The sequence below is a fragment of the Ammoniphilus sp. CFH 90114 genome (assembly GCF_004123195.1).
Taxonomy (GTDB): domain Bacteria; phylum Bacillota; class Bacilli; order Aneurinibacillales; family RAOX-1; genus YIM-78166.
The window spans coordinates 414,590-439,574 of the sequence record NZ_SDLI01000001.1 but is presented as its reverse complement, the minus strand read 5'-3'; the positions used below and the strand labels follow the sequence as shown (position 1 = coordinate 439,574).

Genomic DNA, 24,985 nt, shown 5'->3' with positions numbered 1-24,985 from the left:
TCCTAATCCAATATCTCCCTCTCCATAATCCCCTCATTCTCTAAATAAACCTGAAGATCATAGAATTCCTTGTTCTTCCAAAAGTCCTCTCGACCGAGCAATGCAACAGCCTCCTGACGCGCAAGCTCCAATTGTTCAAAATCCTGAGAGATGTCCGCTAGTTTAAAATCAGGAAGTCCACTTTGTTTGGTGCCGAAGAAATCACCAGGTCCTCTCAATTGCAGATCTCTTCGTGCAACCTCAAAACCATCGTTTGTTTCTTTCATAATACGCATCCGTTCGCGTCCCACCTCTGTTTTAGGATCAGCAATTAAGATGCAAAAGGATTGTTCAGACCCTCGACCGACTCTTCCACGTAGCTGATGCAGCTGAGCTAGCCCAAATCGTTCCGCATCAATGACGACCATCACCGTAGCATTGGGAACATTAACCCCTACCTCCACAACGGTAGTAGAAACCAGAATCTGCACCTGATTCTCACTAAAGGCCCTCATCACCTCATCCTTCTCCTTAGAAGTTAATCGTCCATGCATTAATCCAACGGCGAAATCTCCTGCAAAATGATGTGTAAGCTGAGCATGGACATCCAGTGCGTTTTGAACATCAAGCTTATCCGATTCCTCGATTAAAGGGCAGATGACATACGCCTGACGGCCAGCCTTTAACTCTTTTTCAATAAAACCTAAAACTCTATCAAACATTTCTTCCTTAACCCAATAGGTTTCAATGGGCTTTCGACCGGCGGGGAGCTCATCGATAATGGATACGTCCATATCTCCAAATACGGAGATCGCAAGCGTGCGAGGAATCGGAGTTGCCGTCATGAAAAGGACATTCGGCGAAAGCCCCTTTTCCCGCAAGATTTTACGCTGCTCTACGCCAAACCTGTGCTGTTCATCTGTAATCACAAGACCAAGTCGTGAAAAAAAGACATCTTCTTGAATCAACGCATGGGTTCCTATCACCACATCTATCGTTCCCATCTGCAACCCGCCGATGACTTCTCGACGCGCTTTGACAGGTAACCCTCCAGTTAATAGAGCCACTTGAATCCCATACCCTGACAAAAGCTGAACAATGGACTGCATGTGCTGCTCAGCTAAAATTTCTGTCGGGACCATTAACGCCCCCTGATAGCCAGCTTTAACAGCAGCAAACAAGGATACAGCCGCAACGATCGTCTTCCCTGAACCAACATCTCCTTGAAGTAACCGATTCATCCCATGCTCATGCGAAAGATCGTCGAGAATCTCTTTTATCACTCTTTTCTGGGCATTGGTTAAGCGAAAAGGAAGGGATCTAACAAACTGCCTTACTTCCTCAAGAGGAATTCGGAGAGAGAGTCCCTGTTGATTTTGCTTCTGCAGGAGTTGATAAGCTTGCATTTTGAGCTGGTAGAAAAACAGCTCCTCAAAGGCGAGCCGATCTCTTGCCTTTCTACCTGCTTGCGTAGAGGGTGGAAAGTGTATAGAGGTAATGGCCTCTGCCCGATGAATAAACTCGTATCGACCGAGTAGATAAGCAGGAAGGATCTCCTTTATTTCCTGAGAGAACTGCTTCAAAGCCTGAGAGATGTACTTGCGCATCTGTTTTACAGTAACCGTCGAGGAGACAGGGTATACCGGTTGAATTATCGGCTTCCCATCCGTTGCTTCGTTGACGGATGGAGGTGTTACCTTCGTCTCCGCTACGGTTACCTGAAGTCGATTGCGCTCCCATTTTCCACTGATTTGAATTTCCTTGCCTGGCGTTATTTTTGTCTTTAAGAAATGCTGGTTAAACCAGATTCCCGTAACCACGAATTGATCAACAACCAGTCTTACCGTCATCCTTGACTTATTTCTACCATAAAAACGCACGGAAGGCTCGCCATAAACCGTTCCTCGGATGGTTACTCTTTCCCCGTCCGCCACCTCACTTAAATCTTTGAGAGTATAATCCTCGTAGCGAGATGGGAAATAAAATAAAAGATCATGAACCGTGGCAATTCCTAGAGCCTTAAGATCATTTGCCTTTTCTTCTCCAATACCTTTAACTTCTGTTACCTGTGACCACAATCGACTCATATTATTCTTCTGGCGTACCGAAGATTCGACGTTCAAGCTCTCGACCTGTAGGTGTCGCCGCCAATCCTCCTAGTGCAGTCTCCTTCAATGTATTTGGCATTACACAGCCAATCCGATACATAGCATCAATAACCTCATCCGTTGGAATCGCACTTCTAATTCCGGCAAGAGCCATGTCCGCGGCCGTCATGGCTATCGCAGCTCCCATTGCATTGCGCTTTACACAAGGAACTTCTACTAAACCAGCTACTGGATCACAAACTAGCCCAAGCATGTTCTTCAAGGCTATGGCCACCGCCTGAGCAGATTGCTCTGCGCTTCCTCCGGCCATTTCTACAATAGCAGCTGCTGCCATAGCTGTTGCCGAGCCTACCTCGGCTTGACACCCACCTGCTGCACCGGAAATAAAGGCATTATTGGCAATGACAAACCCGACTGCCCCTGATGTAAATAGATAGCGGATCATTTGCTCCCTTGATGCATCAAGCTTTTGACTTACGGCGAATAGCGTACCTGGCACAATACCGCACGCTCCCGCAGTAGGAGTCGCACATATGGTTCCCATCTTTGCATTAACCTCATTAGTTGCCACTGATTTACTTACAGCATCAAGCAGAAGTTCCCCAGACAAGGGCTTGTGATGTTTAAGGTAATTCTGGAGCAATACGGCATCTCCACCCGTGAGCCCACTGCGAGAACGTTCCGTATCCTTTATTCCCCGTTCGACTGCTTCTTCCATCACCTCTAAGTTTCTGGCCATCATTTCTAATACTGCTTCCCGCGTTTTACCTGACATTTCAACTTCTGTCTCAATCATAATTTCGGAGATTGGTTTATTTTCCATAACCGAAAGCTCTACTAATTCCGCAATCGTGCGAAAGGCCATGCTAGAACTCCCTCCTCTGCTGATTATTCCAAAGGCTCTAGTGTAATTACCTTTTTAATATGTGCCAACGCCTCTATTTCGCTGCACACCTCTTGTGGAATGGTCTGGTCCGTTTCAATGACCATTAGGGACTCCGATCCCTTCGATTTTCTAGCCATCTCCATGTAACCAATATTCACTTGGTATTTGGCTAAAACCTGGGACACTGCTGCTACTAAGCCATAACGATCTTCATGCCAAAGCAAAAGGGTAGGACTCTCCCCCGTAATCCTAAGAGAATATCCGTCTACCCCTGTGATTTCCATTTTCCCTCCACCAATGGATATTCCCTCCACCATAAGAGAGGTCTTATCATCGGAAAGCGTGATTCTAGTTGTATTCGGATGGTTTGGAAGTTCTTCTGAAACTTGAATCTTTATATCTACATTCCATTCCTTCGCCCATTGAAAGGAGTCAACAATTCTTTTATCAAACGTGTTAAACCCTAAAATCCCGCCTACTAGGGCAATATCCGTACCATGACCCTTATAAGTTTTGGCGAAAGATCCCAGAAACAGAATGTCAGCTGTTTTAGGACGATCATGAAACAATTTACGGGCCATTAACCCAATACGTGCTGCTCCAGCTGTATGAGAACTAGATGGACCAATCATAATGGGGCCAATGATATCAAACACCGAACGATACTTCATTTCGTCTCCTCCTCTCCTTTCGATCCAAGAGTATTTATTCTTCAGGTTATACCTTCATGAAAAAAAAAACAAGAAGGGAAGGATGTTTGCCATTCCTTCCCTCCATTCTATACTTTAAACATAGAGATGGCTAAAACGTTAGGACCTACATGCGCTCCTATAACGGGACCAATCTCAGATAATGCAATTTCTGAAACATTAAATTCTTCTTCCAATTGTGTTTTAAGCTGCTCTGCTTCCTCAGGGTTCATTGCATAGAGAATCGAGGCGATAACTTCGTGATTACCTGCATATTCCTTTAGCTCCCCAATCATCGTGGCCATCGCTTTCTTCTTCCCTCGTACCTTGTCAAAAGGGTAGACCTCCCCGGCCTCGTTTAAAGAAAGAATAGGCTTTACGTTAAGAAGGGTACCAATGACCGCTTGAGCTTTTCCAATCCTACCGCCTTTTTGCAAGTAAGTCAGCGTGTCTAAGACGAAGAACTCTCTCTGCCCTATAATCATGCGGTTCACAAGTTCGAGACATTCCTCTTTCGTTTTGCCATTCTTTACAGCCTTTGCTGCTTGAACAACAATGGTTCCAAGCAGATACGCTGCTTTTTTAGAATCAACGACCGTAATATCCATGGGAGGTTCAACCATGTTCTTTGCTAAGTTGGCAGATTGGTACGTTCCGCTTAACGCACTCGACAAGTGAATAGAAATAATCTGAACATCCTGTCCATACTCCTCTGCAAGCTCCATATACACTTGTTCGAAATCACCGGGAGAAGGCTGCGATGTAGTTGGAAACTGCTCTGTTGTCCTTAATTTATGAAAAAAAACGGTTGGCGTAATGTTTACTCCATCCAGGTAGGTCTCTCCACTGATGTGAACTTTGAGAGGGACTATACGAATGGATAGTTCCTCTGCTAATGCTTTAGGGATATCTGCTGTGCTGTCAGTTACAATGCAAATTCGTGCCATTTCATTTGCCACCTTTCTATTCAATAGAAAAAATAAAGGAATATAGTGGCTGTCCCCCTGCGTGAGTTTCTATTTCCAGATCGGGATAGGATTCCTGCAAGTAACCTAACAGCTCGTTCACTTGTTCTTGATTTATCTCTTCTCCATAAAAAATGGTAACAATTTCATCGGAGTCTTCTATCATATAAGAAAGCAATTGTTGGGCGGCATTTATGGCTGACGAACCCGTTGCTACAATCTCACCGTTAGATAGCCCTAGATGGTCCCCTTCTTTAATCTCTAGCTGTTCAATCTTAGTGTCCCTTACGGCATAAGTGACCTGTCCTGTTTTCACCTGACTTAGAGCTTCAATCATCTCTTCCCGGTTATTTTCCACGGACCCATCCATTCTAAATGCCAGCATCGCAGCCATCCCCTGAGGGATCGAGCGACTAGGGATAACGGAAGATGGGATATCAAGCAGTTGACTGGCTTGCTCTGCTGCCATAATGACATTCTTATTATTGGGAAGGAAGAAGATATGATCTGCTTGAATGCGAGTTGCAGCATTAACAAGATCTTCGGTACTAGGATTCATGGATTGACCTCCTAGCACGACCTCATCCACTCCTAAACTCTTCAAAATATCAGATATGCCTTCTCCAATGGCAACGGCCACTACACCATAGGGCTGTCTAGGCAACGCGACCGGAAAACGATCTGGCGTAGCCTCCGCTTCATTGTCCTCACCTTGGAGAATATGGGAGTGCTGTTCTCGCATGTTCTCGATTTTAATACCTGTTAATTCACCGTAACGCTGCCCGAATGAGAGGACATCTCCCGGTTGTTCGCTATGTATATGCACCTTGACCAGATCATCGTCTGATACAACTAACAAGGAATCTCCATATCGGCTAATCGATTCCCTAAATGTACCTTGGTGAAAAGAGTTCCTGCCGTCTAGCTTCACTAGAAACTCGGTGCAATAGCCAAAATGAATATCTTCTGTTTTAAGATGGATTTGAGCCTTCTCCTCAGCGAACTCTCTTGCAGGTTGGCTATCCATCTGCGCAGTGAAAGTAGAAAGCGGACTTTCCTCTTCCTCTAAAACCATTTCTCCTTGGAGAGCTTGGTAAAATCCTTGGTAAATATAAACCAGTCCTTGACCTCCTGAGTCTACAACACCAACCTCTTTCAACACAGGTAACAGATCCGGTGTACGAGCAAGAGACTCCTCTGCTGCATCTAAGGTTGCCTTAAGCACCTCTAAACAATCGTTGCTTCTCTTAGCAGCTCTTACAGCACCAGCCGCTGCATCCTTGGCTACCGTTAGAATGGTCCCTTCTACTGGCTTCATTACGGCATCATAAGCCATGGTGACCCCTTTAGAAAAAGCTTGGGCTAGAAAATCAGCATTCACTTTCTCCTGGTCCGTTATCGCTTTAGCAAATCCGCGAAACAGCTGAGAGAGGATAACACCCGAATTCCCTCTAGCTCCCATCAAAAGTCCTTTCGAGAGACTTTGGGCTGCTTTTCCTGCATGATTAGTCGCATGCTTTTTTAGTTCAGCAACTCCTGAAGTCATCGTAAGGTTCATATTCGTTCCGGTATCACCATCGGGAACTGGGAATACATTAAGAGCATCGACTCTGCCTGCATGACGAGATAAGCTCGCAGCCCCAGTTAAATACATATGGGTTAAATCTTGTGCGGTTAAGTGGTTCATTATAAGTACAGTACCTCCTGATTTACGGTTCGGACACTCTTACGCCCTGAACATAAACATTAACACCAGATACATCTAAGCCAAGGGTTTGGTTTAGCGTATATTTCACTTTAGTTTGGACGTTATGAGCTACTTCGGATATCTTCACTCCATAACTCACGATAATAAATAGATCAATTTCTATTTGTCCATCCTGTTCCAATACATTCACTCCACGGCTTAAATTTTCCTTACCTAGGAGTTCAGTAAAACCATCCTTCAAAGCCTTACGGGAGGCCATCCCCACTAATCCAAAACAATCCACAGCAGCTCCTCCAGCAATCGTGGCAATTACATCGTTAGATACGTCAATTCTTCCTAATGAGGTATTGATTTCTACAGTCATCGATTAAATCTCCTTTGCATGGGAGTCATTGCTTCTCATTCTACTACAATTATAGTACATTTAAAAGGCTTACATCATACAAATTCCCCTGATTATATTGCGCAACTCTGGGTAATATGATATTATGTTTTAGTATTTCTTTAACTGATAGTGTTGTATCAGGGAGGTGGAAAAAATGGCACGCGTATGTTTTGTAACTGGTAAGAAAGCAAGTACTGGAAATAAAAGAAGCCACTCCAATCGCGCATCTAAGCGTTCTTGGGGAGTTAACGTTCAAAAAGTGCGTATCTTGGTTGATGGTAAACCAAAGCGCGTTTATGTAAGTGCAAAGGCTCTTAAGTCCGGTAAAGTAACCCGTGTTTAATTCATAGACTAGAAAACTTGGGGGTCCTTCCCAAGCTTTCATAGATGAGTCAACAACTCATAAAAAAAAGCACCTAACTCCAGGTGCTTTTTTTTATCCTATTTTTTCTTAAAGGCTCCTAACATGGCCTTTACCATTCCCCCTATAAATCTTGGAAGCTTGATTGTATAAAACTTCATGACTGCCCCTCCTTACCTCCTATAAAATTCACTCACCGTACGTCAGCCATTCCTCATCAAGAATCTTATGACCCCCGGGTGGACTCCCAAACGGATTGATGAACATTAACATTTAGTAAAGTATATTCACTACTCACCAAGAAATGTTCCTAAAATATTAGGTAACCCTTCCAGATAATCTAGCTTCTATTTATCGGTTCTATTCTGGTACGTGCTCACATAACTTAACAGTAAGAGCTTGTATCTTACAAGCCTCCAAACGTAGAGGCACTAAAGGATAAAGGAGGGTTCAACATGGGACAAGCGGGAATCTTTACCCCCCCACCCATTCATCGTTCAAACATGGTCATTTTTCCTCAATATTTTCAAAAAAGCCGTATAAAGCAATTCATTAAAACCATTCAGGGCCAATACACATCGAATAAAGATGGTTTAGTAACCGTCGTCAATGATCATTTTGAGTTACACTATCAAGTCTATCATCGTCACATTGATCTCTCGGAATTGAATGTTTTGCCCAAAGCTCTACCTGATGCTACTCGCTGCTTAGAGTTTTTGAAATATGAATCCTATTTGCTTCAAAAACCAATCTATGCGAATAATATAGAAAACGACCTGCGCCATTTCTTCGAAACCCACGGATTCCGGATGTTAGATGAGGAAGAGAAAACAGAAATTTATGAAGGCTTCTGGCAAAAAGAACCTCTTAAAGCCTAAAAAAGACCCGTTCCCTATTAATTAACAAGGGATACGGGTTTTTTTTAACCTCTTATGGCTTGGATTGCAGCTCGGCGATCCTTTTGCCCATAGATGGCATTTCCAGCTACTAGCACATTCGCTCCTGCCTCTACAGCTAAACGAGCGGTTTCTGCCTGGATTCCGCCATCCACCTCGATCTCTACATGGTAAAGTCCCCGCTCATCCAGTTGTTGACGAAGTTGTTTGATCTTTGAGAGGACACTTGAAATAAACTTTTGTCCGCCAAAACCTGGATTAACCGTCATCAGAAGTACCATATCGAGATCCTCAAGTATAGACTCGATGGTCACAATTGGAGTAGCTGGATTAAGCACAACACCTGCTTTTACTCCATAATCCTTTATCAAATGAATGGTGCGGTGAAGATGTGTACATGCTTCCTGGTGAACCGTAATGATATCTGCGCCTTGCTTTGCGAACTCAGGAATATAGCGATCGGGACTTTCAATCATTAAATGTACATCTAAAGGCAGATTGGTAACAGGGCGTATGGCTTGTACCACTAGCGGTCCTATCGTAATATTAGGAACAAAGTGACCATCCATCACATCCACATGAATGTAGTCTGCTCCTCCTGCTTCTACCTCCCGAATTTCCTCTCCTAATTTAGCAAAGTCAGCGGATAAAATGGAAGGGGCAATCTTAATTGGTCGTTCCATCATTTTTCAATACCTCCGCTTTTTATCTTTGATTTCTTGAATGAATTGCTTATAGCTTTCGTAGCGAGATGGTGCGATCATCCCAAGTTCGAGTGCCTCCCTAACCGCACATTTAGGTTCGCTTAGATGGGTACATCCTCGAAATTTGCAATCTGGAATATAAGGCTTCATCTCAAGGTAATAATAGCTCAAATCAACTGGTTCGATTTCAAAGAAATCTAGTTGGCTAAAACCTGGAGTATCTGCTACGAAGCCTCCTTCCACAGGAATTAACTCTACATGTCTAGTCGTATGCTTTCCTCTTCTTAACCGCTCACTTACTTCCCCTGTTTGCAGGTTGGAACCAGGGAACAAGGCGTTCAATAGAGTAGATTTTCCTACACCAGATTGTCCAGCCAATACCGTAATATGTCCTTGAAGCATTTCTCTTAGCTTCGCTATTCCTTGATCAGAGTACTTACTCGTCACCAATACTTCATATCCAATCCTCTGGTATAACTGTTCAATCTCATCAATTTCATCTTCCGCAAGATCAGCCTTAGAAAGACAAATAATGGACCTAACTCCTGCTGATTCCGTATGCACTAAGAACTTATCCAATAACAAATGACTCATAGCAGGTTGAGCTAGGGAAAAAACCAAAACAGCCTGATCCACATTGGCTATTGGAGGACGAACCAGTTCGGTGGTACGTTCTCCAACAGATTGAATATATCCTTCCTCGTTGCTTTCCTGATCATATTCCACCCAATCGCCAACTAACGGTGTAATTCCCTTTTTCTTAAATAAGCCGCGAGCCCTGCACTGCCAAATCGATTGTCCATCCAAAACGTAATAATAGCCGCTTAATGCCTTAATAATCCTACCTTCAGGCATGCCCTTCCTCCTGTGCATCAAGGAACATCCGCATATTGGATATTCCGTTTTTCCAGTAGACTCCCGTCTTTATAAATAGTGATCGTAGCATCTTGGGAGGGTGACAGAACAACCTCTACATCAAACGTATCAGATTGACGAATCGTTCTTCTTACCAATTCAATATCCTTCCCTCTTGCATCCGTCACCAGGATTAATATATCAGCAGCAGGGTGATCTCCCAAGAGTACCAGAACAGGCTCAGAAACCGTCTTAGCATCCGTTGGGAATCCACTACTCACCGCAAGTTCGATTTCGGCACCGGGAGACGCTTGACTTCCTGGCTGAAAAGGGTACTGCCTAAATACAATCCCTTTTTTCACATAGCTAGGCTCGAGTTTCACCTTGCCTTTTTTTAAACCATTCTTAACCAGCACCGATTCTGCCTGTTCTAATGTGAGTCCAATTAACTCAGGCATAAGGACCGTTTCTTTACCGGAACTTATAGATATGAGTACATTGGTTTGAGAAGGAGTTACCATTTCTCCAGCTCCTGGTTCCTGTGCCATTACGATCCCTGTTGCATATTCATTACTCGGCTTGCGCTCAATATTCACTTTGGAAAATTTCTCAAGCTGCAGTTCAATGTGGCGTTCAGGTAACCCTACTAAATCTGGCATCGAAATTTGCTGTTGTCCCTTGCTTACAAATAACGTGATCTCTGATTTTTGTTTGACCCTCATACTAGGCGGAGGGGTCTGTCTAATCACCATATCCCTTGGTACTTCATCGTTAAATCGTTCTTGAATAACGTAGCCAAGGTCCTTTTGCTTCAGAACTTTTACCGCTTCTTCTAAATACATCCCTTCTACCCTGGGCGTGACAACTTCAGGTACATAAAAGATACCTATTAGAAAATTAAACCCATATAGAGCAGCGATGAAGAAAGCAGATAAAAAGCTGATCCAGGCAATAGATTTCACCCATTTACGAGGTTTCTTTTCCTTTTCCCCTTCACGACGATGACTGTTTCTGTGATCGTCTTCATCAAACAGCTCCTTGCCTTCCATTTGTTTCATCATTTCTGGCGTAATCGCTGGAATAACCCGCGTAGATTCATCATCGTCATGTTCTATAACTAAGGGTGGTTCATTCAATCGTTCCGGATTTAGGCAAGTGCGTAGATCTCTCTGCATCTCCTTAGCCGATTGATAACGATGAAGAGGATCCTTCACTAAAGCTCTTAGCATTACATTTTCCAGACTCTGAGGGATATCAGGATTCAACTCCCGCGGTGGAATAATGTTTTCTTGGAGGTGCTTAAGTGCAACGCTTATCGGAGAATCACCAGAAAACGGCACTTGTCCTGTCACCATCTCATACAGCACAATACCTAAGGAATAAAGGTCTGACTTCTCTCCACTAATGCCACCTCTCGCCTGTTCTGGAGAAAAATAATGAACAGAACCAATGACGGAGCCCGTATGGGTGATCGTAGCAGAAGTGACAGCACGAGCAATACCAAAGTCCGTTACTTTAACCCTTCCCCTAGAACCAATCAAAATATTGTGAGGCTTAATATCTCGGTGAATGATATGGTTGTGATGGGCATGCTCTAGCGCATCACATATCTGAATAGCGATATGTACGGCTTGTTCAACATCTAGTTTTCCTTTTTGGATAATGAGTTCTTTCAGAGTTAACCCTTCAATATACTCCATGACAATGTATTGGATGTCGTCTTCTTCCCCCACATCATAAACATTCACCACATTGGGATGGGAAAGACTAGCCGCTGCTTGAGCTTCTCGACGAAACCTGCCAATAAAATCATCATCATGTCCAAACTGGGATCTCAAGATCTTGAGGGCCACCGTACGATTAAGAAGATTATCATGAGCCTTGTAAACGACAGCCATACCCCCGCCGCCGATTCTCTGTTCTACTTCGTACCGACCGCCAAGGCGCTTTCCGATCATCCAGACACCTCACTTCCTTCAGAAGGAGGATTATCCTTATCAGCAACGACGATGGCCGTGATGTTGTCTTCTCCACCGGCACGCAAGGCTTCCTCGACCAGTTCCTCGACCGCTTCCTCTGGTGTGTTGACACGCTTAACGATATCCAGAATACCTTGAGGGGATATCTTATTAGACAAACCATCGGAACAAAGAAGTAGACGATCTCCCGGCTCCCACTCCAATGCCTTGAGCTCTACATCCACATCATGATCCGTTCCAAGAGCTCGGATCAAGATATTTTTTTGAGGATGGGTGGCTGCCTCTTCTTTAGAGATTTGACCGTTTTTTAAAAGTTCATTAACCAAAGAATGATCTTCCGTCAATTGAGTAATCTGTTCCCCAGAAATGCGATAAATTCGACTATCCCCAATATGGCCGACTACAAGCCATTCCTTATTCACTAGACAAGCTGCTACCGTGGTCCCCATACCATGGCAGTCATCGTGGCTTTTGGAATAGCTGTATATTGCGTCATTCGCTTTAAGAATCGCGCGGTCTAAGCGATCAATAGCTTCTTCCGGACCCATATTCTTAGGCAAGTCCGAAAGCTCCATCTTCACGATGTCTACGGCCATAAGGCTAGCTACATCCCCTGCTTGATGTCCACCCATTCCGTCGGCGACAATGGCGACCAAGTATCCATTTTCTACTATGACAACCGCACCAGTATCCTCATTAAAGGCTCTAACACAGCCAATATGTGTTTTGTAGGCTGCTTGCATTCGGTTTCACCTCGTCAATTCCTCTGCCTGTTCCACTTTAGGTACTTCTGCTGATTCCTTTTGATTTTTTGCATGTTGGGCTCTTAATTGACCACAAGCCGCTGCAATATCACTTCCATGTTCCCGACGAATCGTGGCATTAATGCCTCGTTTCTGAAGCGTCCGTTGGAAAGCAAAAATATCATCACGAGGAGTCCGCACATAATCCCGCTCCGGTACATAGTTGACAGGAATAAGATTGATGTGACAGTTAATGCCGCTGATTAAGGTAGCAAGCTCTTGGGCGTGTTCCACTTGGTCATTGACTCCACCAAACAGACCATATTCAAAAGTAATCCTACGTCCCGTCTTATTCACATAATACCTACATGCATCCATCAAGTCAGACAAGGGAAATCTTCGATTAACTGGCATGAGGCGAGAGCGGATCTCCGTATTCGGGGCATGGAGGGAGATGGCTAAGTTAAACTGATTCATATCATCTGCCCATTCATATATCTTTGGAACGATACCACTCGTTGACACGGTAATATGACGTTGTCCGATATTCAAGCCCTTGTCATGATTAACTACATAGAGAAAATCAAGTAGCGCTTCAAAGTTCTCAAAAGGTTCCCCGATGCCCATTACAACGATATGACTTGCCCTCTGTTCTTCTTGATCGAGCACCTTCTGAGCCATGAGTACTTGTGAAACGATTTCACCGGAAGTAAGATTTCTCTTTAGTCCTCCTAGGGTAGAGGCGCAAAAAGTACAACCAATCCGACATCCTACCTGAGTTGTAACACAAATACTATTTCCGTAGTTATGTCTCATCACCACAGTTTCAATAGCATGACCGTCGTGCAATGAAAACAATATCTTAATCGTTCCATCTGCAGACTCTTGTCGTGTTATTTCTTTTAGACCTGCTAAGTGAAACGAAGCCTGCAACTTATCTCGCAACGCCTTCGATAAATTACTCATATCCTCAAAGCTGTCCACTCTCTTGACATAAAGCCAATCAAATATCTGACCAGCCCGGAACGCTTTCTCACCATTGGCTTCTAGCCAAGCCTGCAATTTTTCAAGTCGTAGATCATAAATTAATGGTTTCAATTGAATATCACCATTTCTTTCTTTTTTATCTAGCTTTGCCATATTTCATCAATTGCTTTCGTCTCATTTTAACATACGAACCTAGAAAACACTAAGAATGGCGCTTGATGCGGGAAATAAAAAAACCATCACTGCCAAATTGATGCGGTAGTAATTGGACATAACTTCCTGTTTTGTGGAAATAAGGACGTAATACAGATGGCATTATATCTACCAAACTGGAATCAAGCGATAAAGATGGTTCCTCTTCTAGAAATCGATGGACTAGTCTGCTGTTTTCCTCTGGATCTACTGTACAGGTGCTATAAACCAAGTAACCGCCTGGTTTAAGCCATTTAGCTGCTTGCTTCAAGATTGAGAGCTGCACCTTTGCGATTTCTTCTATATCTTGAGGGCGTTTTTGCCATTTGAGATCAGGCTTCCTGCGAATAACACCAAAGCCGGAACACGGGGCATCCACTAGGATCCTATCGAACAACCCATTATAAAGATTATCTGGCAGTTCACGAGCGTCGGCTTGTTTGGTTTGAATGATGTCTATACCTAGGCGTTCAGCCTGACTTGTTATAAGTTTTATTTTATGCTCATGAATATCTAGTGCAAGAATATGCCCTGAGTTGTTCATCAACTCAGCCATATGAGTGGTTTTTCCACCTGGAGCAGCACAGGTATCCATTATACTCATACCCGGTTCAGGAGCTACGGCGATAGCCACTAACATGGAACTTTCATCTTGAATCGTGCACAGCCCCTGTTGATAAGCCTGAGAGTAAGCTATGTTCCCTACTTGCCGAAGGAGGAAGCCATCCATGCCAAATTTAGAAGAGATACATTCCGCACCTTCAAATTCTTCTTGAATCATCCCGGCCACCTGTTCCTTCGAAGCCTTTAGCCTGTTAACACGGATACTAATGGAAGGTGGCTGATTATTCACTTCACACATTCCAATGGTTTCTTTTTCACCATAATAGCTGAGCCAACGTTTAACCAGCCACTCCGGGTGTGAATGCTCTAAAGCAATTTTCTTAAATTTAGGCCATTGTTCTGGGATGACCCAATCTTGCTTCCTTCTCTCGTAGTTGCGCAGAACTCCATTTACAAGTCCGACAGTCCCCTTGTGCCCCTGCTGTTTAGCTAGTTCGACGGCTTCATGGACAACGGCTCTCTCTGGGATCTTGTCAAGATAATGTAATTGATACAAGGATAGACGAAGAAGATTGATTACCCACGTCTCTAACTTGCCTAAGGGTTTGTTGATAAGTTTGCCTAATATCCAATCCAGGGTATTGAGTCTAGAAAGTGTACCGTATACTAGCTCTGTTGCAAGCCCCGCATCGCGGCGATCGAGGCTTACTCTTCTGAGCGCCGCATTCAATTGTAAATTGCTAAAAGCCTTCTGTTCTTGCACTTCGGTTAATACCTGAAGCGCAAGGGAACGTGCTGATGCAATCGTTTTTTGCGCCATATCTCCAGCACTCCTTCGTTAGCAGAATTTCATCTCTGGTTGATAATGCTTTCCCATTCCTCGAACATAATCAGATACACTCATCTTTCTCTTACCAGATGGCTGAACATCTTTTAATCGAAGAATTCCTCGTCCACAAGCAACATCTATCCCTTCGGCTTCCCAACTGACGATGGTACCAGGGGATATGTTTTCACTCTGCTCATCTATCACTTCTGCCCACCAAATTTTAAACACTTGTTCTTCAAGCTGGGTATAAGCAACAGGCCATGGATTTAATCCGCGAATTTGGTTATAGATTTCCCTTGCAGGTTTATTCCAATCAATTTTTTCATCTTCACGACGAATATTCCAAGCATAAGTGACCAGTTCTTCTTCTTGTTTTCTTGGGATAATCTTTCCTTCTTGCAATAAGGGAATCGTATCAAGCAACAAGTCTGATCCTGCACTAGAAAGCTTATCGTGAAGAGTACCCACATTATCAGCTTGTTCAATAGGTACCTTAACCTGGGTTAGAATATCCCCTGCATCCAATTTCTCCACCATATACATGATGGTTACCCCTGACTCTATCTCCCCATCCACTATCGCCTTATGTATCGGTGCTCCCCCTCGGTATTTAGGTAAAAGGGAGGCATGTACATTAATACAACCCCACTTGGGCAAGTCAATAATTACTTTTGGTAGAATCTGACCATAGGCGGCCGTAACAATGAGATCGGGTTTAAGCGAAACGATATGCTGTACTGCTTCTGTTTCTTTCAGCTTTTCTGGTTGAAAGACTGGGATATTAAGCTTTAACGCGGCCTCTTTAACAGGAGGAGGAGTTAATTCCTTCTTCCTGCCTTTTGGTCGATCGGGTTGAGTGACTACTTCTATCACTTGATATCCGGCCTGAACTAGTTTTTCGAGACAAGGTACGGCAAAATCCGGTGTACCCATAAAAATAATGTTCATGATGGGGCGATCTCCTTTCAAATTTTGGTGCACAATCGAAAGAAACTGGCAGCACGCCAGTTTCTCTTTTTATCCGCGATCGGGTTCGTTTGGATCCCTCTCGTACATATTCTCCGCTAAGTCAAGGAATAGCACACCATTCAAATGATCGATTTCGTGCTGAATGCAGCGGGCTAAGAGCTCTTCTCCTTCAACCTCAATCGGGTTACCGTGACGATCGAAGCCTTTCGCTTTTACGCGCATAGCACGAAGAACGTCTCCCATAGCACCAGGAATACTTAAACACCCTTCTGGTCCAAGCTGCTCCCCATCACGTTCAATAATTTCGGGATTGATCATTTCAATCAGTCCATCCCCACAGTCCATAACGATCACGCGTTTTAGAATCCCCACCTGTGGAGCTGCAAGACCAACCCCATCTGCGTCATACATCGTTTGGGCCATATCATCCAATAGCTTGTGAAGATTGGCATTAAAATTTTTTACTTCTACACATTTTTCCCGCAACAGGGGGTCAGGATGTTTAACAATCATTCGAATTCCCATAGTCTCATGGACCTCCTTATTAATACCTCACATAAGCATCTGCGGATCAACATCAACAGTAAGTTGAATGTCTTCCGGTTTATGTTTACTTGCGAAGGATTCAGCCATCTCTTTGATAAAGGGTAATACTTCCGGTTCATCCCTATATTTTAACATGCATTGAAATCGATATCTATCTTTGATCCGTGGAATAGGGGAAGCCACAGGACCTAGTAAGTAAACACTAGTTGGAAGTATGTGTCGAAGTTTCTTTACCCATTCGTCTGCACTCTTCACAGCGAGTGGAACATTAGCAGATGTAAAGGTAAATAGAATTAGCTTAAAATAAGGCGGGTATCCCTTTTCAAATCTATGCTTCAACTCCATAGAGAAGAAGCTTTCGAACTTCTGCGACTTCGCTAACTCAATACTATAGTGTTCAGGTGTGTAGGTTTGAATCACAACTTCGCCAGGAAGCTGATGCCTTCCTGCTCTCCCTCCCACTTGGGTTAGTAGCTGATAGGTCCTCTCCGCTGCACGAAAGTCTGGCATTCCAAGAATTGTATCCGCGGCGATAACCCCTACGAGGGTTACCTTGGGGAAATCCAAACCTTTTGCAATCATTTGTGTACCTAATAAAACATCCCCTTGCCCCTGGCGAAACATCGTTAATAGCTTTTCATGGGATCCCTTTTGAGAGGTGGTGTCCACATCCATCCGAATCACACGAATTCCTGGAAAATGCTTGCTCAATTCTTCTTCCACTTTTTGCGTACCTGTGCCGAAGTAACGAATATGGCTGCTTCCACATTCCGGACATTGTTCAGGCTCTCGCTCAGCATAACCACAATAATGACATCTAGCTGTCTGATTGGTTCGATGATACGTCAAGGAGATATCACAGTGCGGGCATTGCAGAGAATGACCACAGGAACGACACATTACAAAAGTAGAGAACCCTCTTCGATTTAAGAATAGGACCATCTGCTCCTCGCGCCCTAGGCGTTCCGTTATCGCATTCGATAAGGCACGGCTAAACATCGTCCGATTGCCATCACGAAGTTCCTCTCGCATATCTACAATTTCCACAGCCGGGAGGGGGCGACTACCTACTCGATTAGGCATGGATAGTAGGCCAACCTGACCATTCGAGGCCATATAGAAGGTTTCCATAGCAGGTGTAGCACTTCCAAACAACGCAATCGCCTGGTGCGATGTTGCCCTCTGTAAGGCAACATCTCTAGCATGATACCTTGGTGTCTCTTCCTGCTTATATGAGCCTTCATGTTCCTCATCCATAATGATGAGTCCCAAGTTTGTAAAAGGGGCAAAGATCGCTGATCTCGCTCCCACGACAACTTGAACTTCACCTTCGCGAATTCTTTTCCACTCATCGTATCGTTCGCCTTGGGAAAGCCGACTGTGAAGAACGGCAACTCTCTCGCCAAATCTCCCTTTGAAACGATCGACCATCTGCGGGGTTAGTGAAATTTCGGGGACAAGCACAATCGCTTCTTTCCCCATTTCAAGACACTTAGCAATACTCTCTAAGTAGACCTCCGTCTTGCCGCTTCCCGTTACCCCATGAAGAAGGAAAGCAAAGTGTTGTTCCTGCATCAAAGCTTCCTGAATTTCTCCAATGACCTCGAGCTGCGTTTCCGTAAATTGGACTTTTCTCTGCTCACTAAAGCTTCGTCCTGCATAAGGGTCTCGGCGCTCTTCCACCTCTTCCATATCCAATAGTCCCTTATCGACTAGAGCTTTTACAGAAGAAGAGGAAAGATCCAATTCGGAAAGAAGAGTTTTTAATGGGATGGGTCTAGAAACCTCAAGCATGAAGGTGAGGACTTCCTTTTGCCTTTGAGCTTGTTTAGGTAGGCTAGCTATGGTTTCTGACAAGATTTCATCGGATGCGGCCTTCTTTACGTAGAGAAGGGTCTTTCTGGTGACACGATCACGGACAACCTGCTCACAGCTTAACCACCCCTGACGTATAGCATGAATGAGAAAGGGTTGTTGGCCCGGAAATTCCTTTAGCAACTGGTCCCAGTCTACTTTTTCTCGCTTTAGAATCCACTCTAGAATTCGTTGCTCGTCAGGCAGAAACGCAAGCTTGTTCTTGCCATCTGGAGTCACGCTTAGTTCCTTCTTATAGCTCGACCTTAAAGCAGCTGGAAGCATCACTTGCAAGGCGCTATACAATCGGCAAATATATTTTCTGCTTATCCAATAGCCAAGACTAACCAGTTCCTCTGTTAAAGGAGGTGTCACATCCAATACTTCATGAATCTCTTTCAACTGTGTAATTTCCGTATGCTTTGATAGACCTACGACATAGCCTTGAAGCATTCGATGACCGAAAGGAACAGAGACCCTGCTCCCAACTGCAATCCATGAAAACATAAATGCAGGTACCTGGTAATCAAAGGTACGGTCTGCATCAACATTAGGAACATCAACTATAACTTGGGCATACACTGAACTTTTTCCTCGGATCTTAGAATAGCTTCATCTAGGATGCAATCCGCCACTTCACGCTTGGCAAGCTGAGGGAGAGTTTTAATTAATCCATTCTTATCATATAAGCTGACGATATTTGTATCTGTCCCAAACCCAGCACCCTCTAAGGCTACGTTATTGGCCACAATAAAGTCCAAATTCTTAGAGATCACTTTTCTCATCGCATTCTCTTCGAGATTCTCCGTTTCAGCTGCGAATCCAACTAGGACTTGAGTTGGTAGCTTGTGCTCTCCAAGATATCGCAAAATATCTGTTGTCCTTTCAAATTCAATGACTAAATTTCCTTCTTTTTTCTTCAGTTTATGCTCGTGGACAACAGCTGGGCGATAGTCAGCCACGGCAGCCGCCTTAATGATCATATCCGCATCATGAGCTTGAGAGACTACCGCCTGATACATATCGTCTGCCGATTCGATCGGCATCCATTCTACACCTGGGGGAATCGGCAGTGAAGTAGATTTGCCGCTGACTAAGATCACTTTAGCCCCCCGCCTACTCGCTGCTTCAGCTAGAGCATATCCCATCTTCCCCGTAGAACGGTTGGTAAAAAACCGGACAGGATCTACAGCTTCTCTTGTAGCTCCAGCGGTGATGACAAGTTTCTTCCCCACTAGGTCTTGCTTTAGCGTAAAGTGTTTGATGATCGTATCAACAATTTCTTCTGGCTCTGCCATGCGGCCTTTTCCAACATAGCCACAAGCAAGAAACCCTTCGCCAGGTTCGACAAACTGTACTCCTCGTGCTCTTAATAATTCCATATTATGTTGGACCGCCGGATGCTGATACATATGTACGTTCATCGCCGGACAGACCATAACAGGTGCACGAGTAGCTAGCAATGTGGTGCTTAACATGTCATCCCCAAGTCCTAGAGCCGCTTTTCCTAAGAAGTTGGCTGTTGCAGGGGCGACTACAATGAGATCAGCCTGATCCGCCAGATCGATGTGTGAGATAACAGTGGGATCCTTCTCCTCAAAGGTATCAATCATGACGTGGTTTCTTGATAAAGCCTGAAACGTAAGAGGCTGGATAAACTGTAGAGCCGATGAACTTAGTATAACGCGCACATCTGCTCCTCTTTGTACAAGCGCACTACACAGGGCTGCTGCTTTGTAGGCTGCTATTCCCCCTGTAACTCCTAATACGATTGTTTTTCCCTGCAGCACGGCTTTCCCCTCCTTTGTGGTTAAACCACTTTTGGTCAAAATGGAAAATAACAACCTCTAAGGGTTGTTATTTTGCCTAGCGATCTACCGTCTTTGGTCTTTCAAACGCTAATTTGGTTTCTACAATTTCCTCTAAAGCGATTCCCACGTATTTCTTAGAGTGAGGCTTGTCAACTTTTATATCCTTTTCATTCTCTCTTAATTGTCTGGCTCTCTTCGAAGCTAAGCTTACCAGGGTGTATTTGCTCTCGACTTTATCCACTAATTTATCAATAGATGGGTAAATCATCGTGTTAAACCTCCTTCAACCATTTGCGGTATTTTGCAATTTGTCGTTCTTTTTTTAAGTGTTCGGCGAGAACAATGGATTGAATGCGCTGGCAAGCCAGCTCTACTTTATCATTGACGACTACGTAGTTGTACTTATCCATTAATTCAATTTCTTCCTTTGCAACGCTCATGCGGGAATTAATAGTCTCTTCTGTTTCCGTTCCTCTGCCCACAATGCGATTGCGCAGCTCCTCAAGATCTGGTGGAGCTAAAAAGATAAAGATTCCTTGGGGAAACTTTTCCTTAACCTGCAAGGCACCTTGAACTTCAATCTCGAGGATAACATCCTTCCCCTTGTCTAATGTTTGCTCTACAAAACCTCGTGGGGTGCCGTAGTAATTCCCTACGTATTCGGCCCATTCCAGCAATTGATCATGTTCTATCATATGCTTAAACTCTTCCCCAGTTTTGAAGAAATAATTTACCCCTTCTTGCTCTCCCTGACGCATGGCTCGGGTTGTGGCAGAGACGGAGTAAACGAGCTCAGGCATAACTTGTCTTAAAGCGGCACAAACCGTTCCTTTTCCCACACCAGAGGGCCCGGATAAGACAACGAGCAAGCCCTTATCTAGTTCATTATCCGATTCCATTCTATTCATCAGGGTCCTCCTCTTTTGTAGATAGACGCTGAGCGACCGTTTCCGGCTGAACTGCGGATAATATCACATGATCGCTGTCTGTAATAATAACGGCTCGCGTCCGACGTCCATAAGTCGCATCTATAAGCATCCCCCGATCCCTGGCTTCCTGGATGATTCTTTTAATTGGAGCAGACTCGGGGCTTACAATGGAGATAATTCTATTGGCAGAGACGATATTTCCGAATCCTATATTAATTAGCTTGATAGCCATGCATTGCACCTCCCCATTATTCTATATTCTGTACTTGTTCTTTAATCTTTTCCAATTCTGCCTTTAAATCTACTACCCTTTTACTAATTTCTAGATCGTTGGCTTTAGAGCCAATGGTATTCGCTTCTCGATTCATCTCCTGAACGAGGAAATCCAATTTCCGTCCGACAGGTTCTTGCGATTGCATGATCACGAAAAATTGTTGACAATGACTAGCTAGTCTTGTCAGTTCTTCATCTATATTGGCTTTCTCGGAGAAAATGGCAACTTCTGTCAAAATTCTGCCTTCATCGCCCTCAAACTTCCCAGAGAGGAATTCTTTTATTCGATTGGTTAATCGGGTCTGATAATGTGCAACAACTAATGGCGCCCTCAATCGAATATCTTCCGTGATTTCACTAACTAGTCGAACCCGGTTGGTAAGATCTTCTTCAAGGTTCTTTCCTTCCGATTTTCTCATATGTATCAACTGCTGACAAGCCAATTCCACGCAATCCAGAATAACTTGTGCATATTTTTCAATATCCTCTTTAGGCTCGTCCTTCGACACAAGGTCTGGCAAGGCTAGAAGGTCCATGGGTCTTAAGGATTCGCCCTCAATGGAAAAACGTTCTCGCAAGAGTTGATAGGTATTGTAATACTCCTCTGCAAGCTGCCAGTTAATGGCTAACTTTTGCTCTACTGGTGCAGACCGCTCAATACTAATAAAGATATCTGCCTTCCCGCGTCGCAAATAGGAGGCTGCCTTCTTCTTAATCAACTCCTCTAAAGAAGAAAATTCTCTAGGCATCCGTATAGCGTATTCAAGAAAACGATGATTCACCGTCTTCATCTCTACCGTTATTTGAAAATCATTTGTTTGTGTGAAGGCTTGTCCATACCCTGTCATACTCATAATCATTGTTATCACCGGCCTTCAGTGTTTCTTCTATCTATCTATACTATATTTATTTATAGGTTGAAAAGACAAGCAACGGCATTAAAGCCGTTGCTTTTAAGCTGTCCTTCTTCCTTTTAGTGCATCCCACAATAACCCCATAACTCCAACGGCAACGGTCGGAATCGCAGCAAAAATAAGTAAGATAAACCATTCTTGAATATCAAGTGCGACGGTCTTGAAGATAGGTTGAAGCGGTTCTAAGTAAATGACTCCAATTAATAGCAATACCGAAACAATAACGGCTACCACTAACCACTTATTCTGAAGAGGATTACGGTGAAAGACAGTCCTCTCACTCCGACAATCGAACACATGAATCAGCTGAGCCATAACCAATGTCGCGAAGGCCATCGTTTGGGCCTTAGTTAAGTCGTCTGGATTCGCTTGTAGGGTAATCCAGAATGCACCTAATGTACAAATTCCAATAAGAAATCCACGACTAAGGATCTTCCAGCCCAAGCCTCTCGCAAAGATACTCTCTCGACTTGGACGAGGGGGCCGCTTCATGGTGTTTCCTTCCGCCTGATCAACACCTAAAGCCATCGCTGGTAATCCGTCTGTTACCAAATTAACCCATAGAATCTGAATCGGTACAAGCGGGAGAGGCATTCCAGCGATCATGGCGAAGAACATAACCAAGATCTCGCCTACATTAGAAGCAAGCAGGTATCGTATAAACTTCCTTATATTATCATAGATCGTACGACCTTCTTCAATAGCGGCTTCAATCGTAGCAAAGTTATCATCTGCAAGGACAAGCGAAGACGCTTCTTTCGATACGTCTGTCCCTGTAATCCCCATCGCAATGCCTATGTTTGCTGCCTTAATGGCAGGTGCATCATTCACACCGTCTCCCGTCATGGCAACGACATGTCCCTTGGCCTGCAAGGCTCGAACGATCTTGAGCTTATGCTCTGGAGATACTCGTGCATAGACATAGATTTGTTCCACTTTTTTATCGAACTCTTCATCGGACATATTATATAAATCCTGCCCATTTATTGTCAACCCGCCTCTTGGAAGGATGCCCAGCTGTCTAGCTATCGCCTCGGCAGTCGTTTGATGATCTCCTGTGATCATCACGGTCTTAATTCCCGCGACTCGGCATTTTCGAATGGCTTCTTTTACTTCTTCCCGGGGCGGATCTATCATGCCACATAAGCCAACGAATACAAGCTTATTCTCCGCTTGATTTTCATCCACGATTCTCTCACCTGAAGCCACGTCCCGATATGCTACACCAAGCACCCGCAGCGCCTGTTCAGCCATATGTTGGTTGCTTTCCATGATCTCCTTGCGAATCGTTGGAGTTAGTATCGACACCTTACCATTCCACAAAATGTGCGTACAGCGAGCTAAAAGAACATCTGGCGCGCCCTTTACTCCTACCATTTGCTCACCTTTGCGGTGTCTAAGCAAGACAGACATCATCTTACGCTCAGAATCAAAAGGAAACTCCTTCAATCTCTCCCATTGCAGCAAGCTGTTGGGCTCGATTCGAGCTTTTGCAGAAACAACCATTAAAGCGCCCTCCGTCGGATCTCCAATAATGGTCCATTCCTTTTTCTCCCTACTAAGGATCGATTTCTTTCCTTCCTTACCTTCTACTAAGCGTGCATTGTTACAGAGCACATTAATTTCGAGAAGCTTCATTAAGGCCGCATGACGATCAGGGTACACTTCTTTTCCTTCCAGAATAAAATTCCCCAATGGTTGATAACCCGTGCCGGATACCTCTATTTGTTTTCCTTCCACCCACAATTCGCGAACCGTCATTTTATTTTGCGTGAGTGTTCCTGTTTTATCGGAACAAATTACACTTGCACAACCTAAGGTCTCTACAGAGGGAAGTTTTCGCACGATCGCTTTCCTTTTAATCATACGCTGCACGCCAAGAGCTAGAGCTATAGTCACGATCGCGGGCAAACCTTCTGGGATTGCTGCCACCGCTAAACTTACTCCTGCTAAAAACATTTGATAAGGATTATGATTATGCATAATACCAGCTATAACAACAACAGCTGTGAGAGCCAAGGCAATGACAATTAGAATTTTACCTAACTGCTCCAATCGTTGCTGCAGTGGAGTTTGCATAGAGTCCGTGGTTTGTATGAGATCGGCAATCTTTCCCATCTCTGTATGCATTCCCGTTCCGGTAACAACTCCCTGACCTGTCCCTCTTGTTACCAGGGTTCCCATAAAAGCCATATTCTTTTGATCACCTAAAGGCACTTCCTGCTGAGAGATCACTCCATCTATTTTACTAACAGGCACCGATTCACCGGTTAGGGCCGATTCCTCAATTTGTAATCCTTGGCTTGTCAGAATCCGCAAGTCTGCAGGTATCCGATCTCCCCCTTCAAAATAAACCAGATCACCGGGAACAATCTGCTTAGCCTGTATTTGCATGAGTTCTCCGTCCCGCACGACATGGGCCGTCGGAGCCGTCAATTCTTTCAGCGCACCGAGCGACTTCTCCGCTCGGTATTCTTGAATAAACCCTAAGATCCCATTAATAATAACGATGGCTATAATCGTAATTGCATCCGTATACTCCCCGAGCAAACCGGAAATCAGTGTGGCCGCAAGCAATACAAGGACCATAAAGTCCTTAAATTGATTGAGTAAGATGACGAAAGGTGAAACTTTTTGCTTCTCCTGCAGTATATTTTCTCCTACCTGTTCTAAGCGTATGGAAGCCTCCTTACTGCTTAGTCCTTTGACCGGATCTGTTTGCATTCGATCGATACATTCCTGTATCGTAAGGTTGTACCATTGGTTCGTATCCAACTGCTTTTCCACCTCTCCTCCTTAAATCTAACACCTTAATCTGGTACTTTCCTTTGTTGATCTTCCTTAGCTAACATATTCAGA

24 protein-coding genes are annotated in these 24,985 nt (G+C 44.2%); 2 read left to right on the top strand and 22 right to left on the bottom strand.

Annotated features, from left to right (window positions below):
- Nucleotides 1-2: 2 nt before the first annotated feature.
- The 6 genes from recG to EIZ39_RS02285 all read right to left on the bottom strand — a co-directional run bounded on the left by recG (nucleotide 3) and on the right by EIZ39_RS02285 (nucleotide 6,699).
- Complete coding sequence (recG, locus tag EIZ39_RS02310) at nucleotides 3-2,066, bottom strand: ATP-dependent DNA helicase RecG (protein ID WP_129197002.1); 2,064 nt, start codon at nucleotides 2,064-2,066, stop codon at nucleotides 3-5.
- Between the two features lies 1 nt (nucleotide 2,067).
- Nucleotides 2,068-2,952, bottom strand: a complete 885-nt coding sequence (gene sdaAA, locus EIZ39_RS02305; protein ID WP_129197000.1) for an L-serine ammonia-lyase, iron-sulfur-dependent, subunit alpha — start codon at nucleotides 2,950-2,952, stop codon at nucleotides 2,068-2,070.
- A gap of 23 nt (nucleotides 2,953-2,975) precedes the next feature.
- The gene (sdaAB, locus tag EIZ39_RS02300; protein WP_129196997.1) at nucleotides 2,976-3,644 is read right to left on the bottom strand and encodes an L-serine ammonia-lyase, iron-sulfur-dependent subunit beta; all 669 of its coding nucleotides are present in this window, start codon (nucleotides 3,642-3,644) and stop codon (nucleotides 2,976-2,978) included.
- Nucleotides 3,645-3,751: 107 nt separating this feature from the next.
- A complete protein-coding gene (locus EIZ39_RS02295; RefSeq protein WP_129196994.1) occupies nucleotides 3,752-4,609 on the bottom strand; it encodes a DegV family protein in 858 nt (285 codons plus the stop codon).
- 16 nt (nucleotides 4,610-4,625) lie between these two features.
- Nucleotides 4,626-6,314, bottom strand: coding sequence for a DAK2 domain-containing protein (locus EIZ39_RS02290; protein ID WP_129196991.1), 1,689 nt, complete (start codon nucleotides 6,312-6,314; stop codon nucleotides 4,626-4,628).
- 22 nt (nucleotides 6,315-6,336) lie between these two features.
- Nucleotides 6,337-6,699, bottom strand: a complete 363-nt coding sequence (locus EIZ39_RS02285; RefSeq protein WP_129196988.1) for an Asp23/Gls24 family envelope stress response protein — start codon at nucleotides 6,697-6,699, stop codon at nucleotides 6,337-6,339.
- Nucleotides 6,700-6,874: 175 nt separating this feature from the next.
- On the opposite strand from EIZ39_RS02285, the gene rpmB reads away from it, so the two are divergent.
- The gene (gene rpmB, locus EIZ39_RS02280; RefSeq protein WP_129196985.1) at nucleotides 6,875-7,063 is read left to right on the top strand and encodes a 50S ribosomal protein L28; all 189 of its coding nucleotides are present in this window, start codon (nucleotides 6,875-6,877) and stop codon (nucleotides 7,061-7,063) included.
- Nucleotides 7,064-7,161: 98 nt separating this feature from the next.
- On the opposite strand, the gene spoVM is transcribed toward rpmB, so the two are convergent.
- Entirely contained in the window at nucleotides 7,162-7,242 is an 81-nt protein-coding gene (gene spoVM, locus EIZ39_RS02275) for a stage V sporulation protein SpoVM (RefSeq protein ID WP_129197914.1), read from the bottom strand.
- A 294-nt stretch (nucleotides 7,243-7,536) separates the two neighbouring features.
- Here spoVM and EIZ39_RS02270 point away from each other — a divergent pair, with 294 nt between their 5' ends.
- Nucleotides 7,537-7,959, top strand: a complete 423-nt coding sequence (locus EIZ39_RS02270; protein WP_129196982.1) for a hypothetical protein — start codon at nucleotides 7,537-7,539, stop codon at nucleotides 7,957-7,959.
- Between the two features lie 44 nt (nucleotides 7,960-8,003).
- Here the strand turns inward: EIZ39_RS02270 and rpe are convergent, their stop codons facing one another.
- The 15 genes from rpe to EIZ39_RS02195 form a co-directional block, all read right to left on the bottom strand.
- Nucleotides 8,004-8,660, bottom strand: coding sequence for a ribulose-phosphate 3-epimerase (rpe, locus tag EIZ39_RS02265; protein ID WP_129197912.1), 657 nt, complete (start codon nucleotides 8,658-8,660; stop codon nucleotides 8,004-8,006).
- 6 nt (nucleotides 8,661-8,666) lie between these two features.
- Nucleotides 8,667-9,536: a ribosome small subunit-dependent GTPase A gene (gene rsgA / locus EIZ39_RS02260; protein WP_129196979.1), complete on the bottom strand. Its 870-nt coding sequence runs from the start codon at nucleotides 9,534-9,536 to the stop codon at nucleotides 8,667-8,669.
- A 17-nt stretch (nucleotides 9,537-9,553) separates the two neighbouring features.
- The gene (gene pknB / locus EIZ39_RS02255; protein ID WP_129196976.1) at nucleotides 9,554-11,494 is read right to left on the bottom strand and encodes a Stk1 family PASTA domain-containing Ser/Thr kinase; all 1,941 of its coding nucleotides are present in this window, start codon (nucleotides 11,492-11,494) and stop codon (nucleotides 9,554-9,556) included.
- The gene (locus EIZ39_RS02250) at nucleotides 11,491-12,258 is read right to left on the bottom strand and encodes a Stp1/IreP family PP2C-type Ser/Thr phosphatase (protein WP_129196973.1); all 768 of its coding nucleotides are present in this window, start codon (nucleotides 12,256-12,258) and stop codon (nucleotides 11,491-11,493) included. Before EIZ39_RS02250 ends, pknB begins: the two co-directional genes overlap by 4 nt.
- Nucleotides 12,259-12,264: 6 nt before the next feature.
- Nucleotides 12,265-13,398 (bottom strand): dual-specificity RNA methyltransferase RlmN, encoded by a 1,134-nt coding sequence (gene rlmN / locus EIZ39_RS02245; RefSeq protein WP_129196970.1) that lies wholly within the window; start codon nucleotides 13,396-13,398, stop codon nucleotides 12,265-12,267.
- A gap of 49 nt (nucleotides 13,399-13,447) precedes the next feature.
- A complete protein-coding gene (rsmB, locus tag EIZ39_RS02240; protein WP_129196969.1) occupies nucleotides 13,448-14,821 on the bottom strand; it encodes a 16S rRNA (cytosine(967)-C(5))-methyltransferase RsmB in 1,374 nt (457 codons plus the stop codon).
- Nucleotides 14,822-14,839: 18 nt separating this feature from the next.
- Nucleotides 14,840-15,778 (bottom strand): methionyl-tRNA formyltransferase, encoded by a 939-nt coding sequence (gene fmt / locus EIZ39_RS02235; RefSeq protein ID WP_129196966.1) that lies wholly within the window; start codon nucleotides 15,776-15,778, stop codon nucleotides 14,840-14,842.
- 69 nt (nucleotides 15,779-15,847) lie between these two features.
- A complete protein-coding gene (def, locus tag EIZ39_RS02230) occupies nucleotides 15,848-16,324 on the bottom strand; it encodes a peptide deformylase (RefSeq protein WP_129196963.1) in 477 nt (158 codons plus the stop codon).
- A gap of 27 nt (nucleotides 16,325-16,351) precedes the next feature.
- Nucleotides 16,352-18,781 carry a primosomal protein N' gene (gene priA, locus EIZ39_RS02225; RefSeq protein ID WP_129196961.1) on the bottom strand — a complete coding sequence of 810 codons (2,430 nt, stop codon included), beginning with the start codon at nucleotides 18,779-18,781 and terminating at the stop codon, nucleotides 16,352-16,354.
- The gene (coaBC, locus tag EIZ39_RS02220; RefSeq protein WP_129196959.1) at nucleotides 18,763-19,989 is read right to left on the bottom strand and encodes a bifunctional phosphopantothenoylcysteine decarboxylase/phosphopantothenate--cysteine ligase CoaBC; all 1,227 of its coding nucleotides are present in this window, start codon (nucleotides 19,987-19,989) and stop codon (nucleotides 18,763-18,765) included. The genes priA and coaBC overlap by 19 nt, the downstream gene beginning before the upstream one ends.
- 76 nt (nucleotides 19,990-20,065) lie before the next feature.
- Nucleotides 20,066-20,278 carry a DNA-directed RNA polymerase subunit omega gene (gene rpoZ, locus EIZ39_RS02215; protein WP_129196956.1) on the bottom strand — a complete coding sequence of 71 codons (213 nt, stop codon included), beginning with the start codon at nucleotides 20,276-20,278 and terminating at the stop codon, nucleotides 20,066-20,068.
- A 4-nt stretch (nucleotides 20,279-20,282) separates the two neighbouring features.
- Nucleotides 20,283-20,918: a guanylate kinase gene (gmk, locus tag EIZ39_RS02210; protein ID WP_129196953.1), complete on the bottom strand. Its 636-nt coding sequence runs from the start codon at nucleotides 20,916-20,918 to the stop codon at nucleotides 20,283-20,285.
- Nucleotides 20,911-21,171, bottom strand: a complete 261-nt coding sequence (remA, locus tag EIZ39_RS02205; RefSeq protein WP_129196950.1) for an extracellular matrix/biofilm regulator RemA — start codon at nucleotides 21,169-21,171, stop codon at nucleotides 20,911-20,913. Before remA ends, gmk begins: the two co-directional genes overlap by 8 nt.
- 16 nt (nucleotides 21,172-21,187) lie before the next feature.
- Nucleotides 21,188-22,072, bottom strand: coding sequence for a YicC/YloC family endoribonuclease (locus EIZ39_RS02200; RefSeq protein WP_129196947.1), 885 nt, complete (start codon nucleotides 22,070-22,072; stop codon nucleotides 21,188-21,190).
- A 93-nt stretch (nucleotides 22,073-22,165) separates the two neighbouring features.
- A complete protein-coding gene (locus EIZ39_RS02195) occupies nucleotides 22,166-24,901 on the bottom strand; it encodes a calcium-translocating P-type ATPase, SERCA-type (protein ID WP_129197910.1) in 2,736 nt (911 codons plus the stop codon).
- Nucleotides 24,902-24,985 lie beyond the last annotated feature (84 nt).